This window comes from Bradyrhizobium sp. NBAIM08, from assembly GCF_020193935.1.
GTDB lineage: Bacteria > Pseudomonadota > Alphaproteobacteria > Rhizobiales > Xanthobacteraceae > Bradyrhizobium > Bradyrhizobium yuanmingense.
In genome coordinates, this window is sequence record NZ_JADYVR010001072.1 from 1 (window position 1) to 397 (window position 397).

Annotated in this window: 1 protein-coding gene; it reads left to right on the top strand. The window is 70.0% G+C overall.

The genetic code is table 11. From position 1 onward, the window contains the following. Positions 1-397 (top strand): hypothetical protein (locus I6F37_RS43530; RefSeq protein WP_225154915.1); only part of this gene is annotated, 397 nt, incomplete at both ends.

Here is a 397-nt window from a genome sequence, read left to right on the forward strand (position 1 = left end):
GCGCCGGGCCGGCCGGCATCCCGCTGGTCCGCGTCGCGACCACCGGCAACGACTCCGAGGTCACGAAGACGCTGGCGATCACTCGCCGCGGCGAGCCCCGGGTCGTGATGTCGATGGGGCCGGAGCTACTGCCGGGCCTCGCGGAGGGGGATCTCCTCGAGCTGACCGCGGAGATGCAGGTGACGACCAATTGCAACTACCGCAGCCCGCGTTGTGTCGGCCCCATCTACCACTACGACCCGCAGGTGAGCGCTCAACTGGTCATCGCCGCCAGTCCGACCGCGATCAGCGGTCCGGAAACGCTTCCGATCGGGCCCACCGAGCGCGAGGTCTGCACCCAGCGAAAGCCCCACCGCGAGCACCACTGCGTGCTCGTCTTCACGGGCACGCGCGTGGA